This window comes from Rhizobium sp. BR 317, from assembly GCF_047445835.1.
Lineage (GTDB): Bacteria > Pseudomonadota > Alphaproteobacteria > Rhizobiales > Rhizobiaceae > Rhizobium > Rhizobium paranaense.
The window spans coordinates 1-3,618 of record NZ_JARWLB010000065.1 but is presented as its reverse complement, the minus strand read 5'-3'; the positions used below and the strand labels follow the sequence as shown (position 1 = coordinate 3,618).

Sequence of the window (3,618 nt, the reverse complement as noted above, 5' to 3'; positions counted from 1 at the left end):
CATTTGCACTTGGCGGCATCGCCGACCAAAACCGGCACGACATGGCTCGGGTTCGGCATATGCGGAATGCCGGAGGCATCGAGCTGGGCGCGCAGCCGGCGCACCCGGTCCTGATGGCGGGCACGTTCGAACTGGCTGGCCTTCAGATGCCGGATCGRGGCGACAGCCCCCGCCGCCAAGGCCGGCGGCAGCGACGTCGTAAAGATGAAGCCGGAGGCAAAGGAGCGGATGAAATCGCAAAGTGCGGTCGAAGCGGCAATATAGCCGCCCATGACGCCGAAGGCTTTGCCGAGCGTGCCCTCGATCACCGTCAGCCGGTCCATCAGCCCTTCGCGCTCAGCAATGCCGCCGCCGCGCGGGCCGTACATGCCAACGGCATGCACTTCGTCGAGATAGGTCATCGCGCCATATTGGTCGGCGAGATCGCAGATCTCCTTGATCGGCGCGATATCGCCATCCATCGAATAGACGCTCTCGAAGGCGATCAGCTTCGGCGCCTTCGGATCGGCGGCCTTCAGCTTGGCTTCGAGATCATTAAGGTCGTTGTGCTTCCAGATGACCTTGTCGCACTTGGCATAACGGATGCCCTCGATCATCGAGGCGTGGTTCAGCGCATCCGAGAAGATGATCAGCCCGGGGATCTTGGCGCCGAGCGTGCCGAGCGTCGCCCAGTTGGAGATATAGCCGGAGGTGAAGATCAGCGCGGATTCCTTGCCGTGCAGATCGGCAAGTTCCTGCTCCAAAAGAACATGGTGGTGGTTGGTGCCAGAAATATTCCGGGTGCCTCCCGCACCCGCGCCACAGTGATCGATCGCCTCTTTCATCGCTTCGATCACCTTGGGGTGCTGGCCCATGCCGAGATAGTCGTTCGAGCACCAGACCGTGACGTCCTTGGAGCCTTCCGGCGTATGCCAGGTCGCACGCGGAAAGCTGCCGCGCTGACGCTCCAAATCGGCGAACACGCGGTAGCGGCCTTCCTGATGCAGCGCGCCCAGTTCGCCTTTGAAAAATGCTTCGAAATCCATGCTTGGCTCCCTTCTATGGTGTCTGCGATACACCAGTCCAGCCGACAGCTATTTGATCTGCGTCAAGTCTCGAAACTCCTTCGGCGTCTTCGGTCTTTGACACGGATCAATTATCCGCCGGACCGTTCAGGTTAAGGCTCCGGCCCATGAGCACTTTCCTCCGCACCAGAAACGCCATCACCGGCCTCGCCCAACCTTCGAAATTCCTGGAATTCGCCGATCGCGTCCTGCCAACGCTGCTTGTCGTGACCATTTTATGCTTCGCAGCCGGCCTCTATTTCAGCTTCACATCCGACGTCGACTATCAACAGGGCCAGACCGTCAGGATCATGTACGTCCACGTCCCTGCCGCTTGGGTGGCTCTTCTCTGCTATACCGTGATGACGGCGAACGCGATCGGTTCCCTGGTCTGGCGGCACCCTCTTGCCGACGTTGCGGCGCGATCTGCGGCACCGCTCGGGGCCGCGTTCACCTTCATCTCCCTCGTCACAGGCGCGATCTGGGGCAAGCCGATGTGGGGCACCTGGTGGGTGTGGGACGCGCGCCTGACCTCCATGTTCGTCCTGTTCATAATGTATCTCGGGATACTGGCCATCAACCATGCGATCGACGAGTCGACGCAGGCCCCACGATTGACATCGGTCATCATCATCGTCGGCTTCGTAAACATCCCGATCATCAAGTTTTCGGTGAACTGGTGGAACACGCTGCACCAGCCGGCAAGCGTGCTGAGACTGGACGGTCCGGCGATGGACGGCGAATTTCTCCGTCCCCTGCTGATCATGGGGCTCGCCTTCGCCGCTCTGTTTGCAACGCTGCACATTGCATCGATCCGAAACGAGATCTGGCGCAGAAAGCTGATCTCTCAACACAGGCTCGCAGCAAGAGCCGCCATGCATAGGGAGAACTGAAATGGATCAGCTTCAATACGTGTCCGCGGCTTACGTCATCGCGTTCCTGGTCATGACAGCAATCGCTCTTAAAATCTGGCTGGACGGCAACAGCTACCGCCGTCGTGTCGAGGCGCTCGTCAGGATTCGGAGCAAGGAGTCCCCTAGAAATCGATAGAATGTGGCCCTGTTTCCCGGACCCGAATACCGCTAGGTCCGAGAGCGGCTAGTCGTCGAGGATGCTCCGATCCCCGTTGATCCGAATGCCGAATTTTCACCAGTGACTATGGCAGCGGCGTGCGCGCGTTACCGAACTTCGGTCGTAGAGAGACTGCCGACGGCAAGCCGGTCGTGGTAGACGCCGATCCCTACGCTTTCGATCAGCGTGTGGACAGCCTTCCTCGCCAGTTCCGACTCGACGTGGCCATCAAGGGTCACCTCTCCGCCCTTGACGGAAACCTGCACCTTCTGCGGTGTGAGGCCGAGCTCCGATCTTAGACGGGTACGCACGGCAAGCCTGATGGCTTCATCATCCCGAGGTAGCGTCGTCGCCGGGGCTTCTACGATGAGGCCGAGAATATCGCGCCGGCTAACGATCCCGACCAGACGGCCGTCTTGGACGATCGGCAGCCGCTTGATCCGATGCGCCTGCAGGCTTTCCGCGATCTCGGATACCTCGCTGTCGGGCCGAGCGACGATCACGTCCTGCGACATGACATCGGCCACGCACCATCCATGGCTGCCGATATATCGTTGAAGATCGGTCTCCGAAATCGCGTCAGGCGACCGCGCCATCCGAGGCATCGCTCGAATTTCGCGCCGCAGCAGCAGGTCGCCCTCCGTCAGCATCCCGCAGATACGGCCCTCGTCGTCGACGACGGGAAGGCCACTCACATTGTTCTGGATTAATATCGCAGCCGCTCGGCGCACGCTGACCGCCGGGCTGATCGAAACCACATTCCGGGTCATTATATCCTTGGCCAGCATGCCCCGTCTCCTCGCGCATCATAGACTGTGTTTGCTCAATCTAGCGGGAGGCGACGGCGACGCTTTGATCTCGATCAACCGGCATAGCGGTCGCCAGCCTCCGCCAGCAATTTCTCAAGCTTCGAGCGTTCGTCGTCCGTGAGCTTGGCATCTGGAGGGCTCCGCCTCCGTGTCGATCGCGCGACAACGACGGGCACCATCGAACATCCGAGAAGCAAGATCGGCGATGCCCAAAGCAGAAGCGTGGTCCATTCCAGTCGCGGCTTGAGCAGGACGAACTCGCCATAACGAGAGACGATATAGTCGAGCACCTGCTGATCGCTATCGCCGTTGAGGAGGCGCTTGCGCACCAGCAGGCGCAGATCGCGGGCGAGATCGGCATTGGAATCGTCGATCGACTGGTTCTGGCAGACCATGCAGCGCAGTTCCGCCGAGATCGTCCGCGCCCGTGTTTCGAGGGTCTTGTCGGGCAGCACCTCGTCCGGATTGACGGCAAAGGCGGCGGCGGGGGCCAGGAGCAATGCCAGAGCCAGGAACAAACGTCTGATCATTCCGCCGGCTCCATCGCCGGACGGGCCGGCTTTGCTTTGCGGCTTGGTGCGCCGATGCGCAGACGGCGGTCGCTGAGCGAGACGAAGCCGCCGAGCGCCATGACGATGGCGCCGCCCCAGATGCAGATGATGAACGGTTTCCACCAGAGCCGCACCACCATGCCG

At 61.0% G+C, this 3,618-nt stretch carries 6 protein-coding genes; 2 read left to right on the top strand and 4 right to left on the bottom strand.

All coding sequences use genetic code 11. The features are described 5' to 3' along the window. Positions 1-1,025 (bottom strand): 5-aminolevulinate synthase (gene hemA, locus QD357_RS31495; RefSeq protein WP_414125896.1); only part of this gene is annotated, 1,025 nt, incomplete at its 3' end. 146 nt (positions 1,026-1,171) lie between these two features. Between hemA and QD357_RS31490 the strand changes: the two genes are divergently transcribed. Continuing rightward, positions 1,172-1,936, top strand: a complete 765-nt coding sequence (locus QD357_RS31490; RefSeq protein ID WP_414125895.1) for a heme ABC transporter permease — start codon at positions 1,172-1,174, stop codon at positions 1,934-1,936. 1 nt (position 1,937) lies between these two features. Continuing rightward, the gene (locus QD357_RS31485; RefSeq protein WP_414125894.1) at positions 1,938-2,093 is read left to right on the top strand and encodes a heme exporter protein CcmD; all 156 of its coding nucleotides are present in this window, start codon (positions 1,938-1,940) and stop codon (positions 2,091-2,093) included. Positions 2,094-2,221: 128 nt separating this feature from the next. Here QD357_RS31485 and QD357_RS31480 read toward each other — a convergent pair whose 3' ends face one another. From QD357_RS31480 to QD357_RS31470, 3 genes are all read right to left on the bottom strand, one after another. Beyond that, the gene (locus QD357_RS31480) at positions 2,222-2,902 is read right to left on the bottom strand and encodes a CBS domain-containing protein (protein WP_183939869.1); all 681 of its coding nucleotides are present in this window, start codon (positions 2,900-2,902) and stop codon (positions 2,222-2,224) included. A gap of 74 nt (positions 2,903-2,976) precedes the next feature. Beyond that, the gene (locus QD357_RS31475) at positions 2,977-3,453 is read right to left on the bottom strand and encodes a cytochrome c-type biogenesis protein CcmH (protein WP_414125893.1); all 477 of its coding nucleotides are present in this window, start codon (positions 3,451-3,453) and stop codon (positions 2,977-2,979) included. Beyond that, positions 3,450-3,618, bottom strand: a 169-nt coding sequence (locus QD357_RS31470) for a cytochrome c-type biogenesis CcmF C-terminal domain-containing protein (RefSeq protein ID WP_414125897.1), incomplete at its 5' end; no start/stop codon positions are given. The genes QD357_RS31475 and QD357_RS31470, both read right to left, overlap by 4 nt.

Coding starts and splice junctions, on each gene's coding strand:
- QD357_RS31490 (WP_414125895.1), top strand. CDS start 1,172: ATGAGCACTTTCCTCCGCACCAGAAACGCCATCACCGGCCTCGCCCAA.
- QD357_RS31485 (WP_414125894.1), top strand. CDS start 1,938: ATGGATCAGCTTCAATACGTGTCCGCGGCTTACGTCATCGCGTTCCTG.
- QD357_RS31480 (WP_183939869.1), bottom strand. CDS start 2,902: ATGCTGGCCAAGGATATAATGACCCGGAATGTGGTTTCGATCAGCCCG.
- QD357_RS31475 (WP_414125893.1), bottom strand. CDS start 3,453: ATGATCAGACGTTTGTTCCTGGCTCTGGCATTGCTCCTGGCCCCCGCC.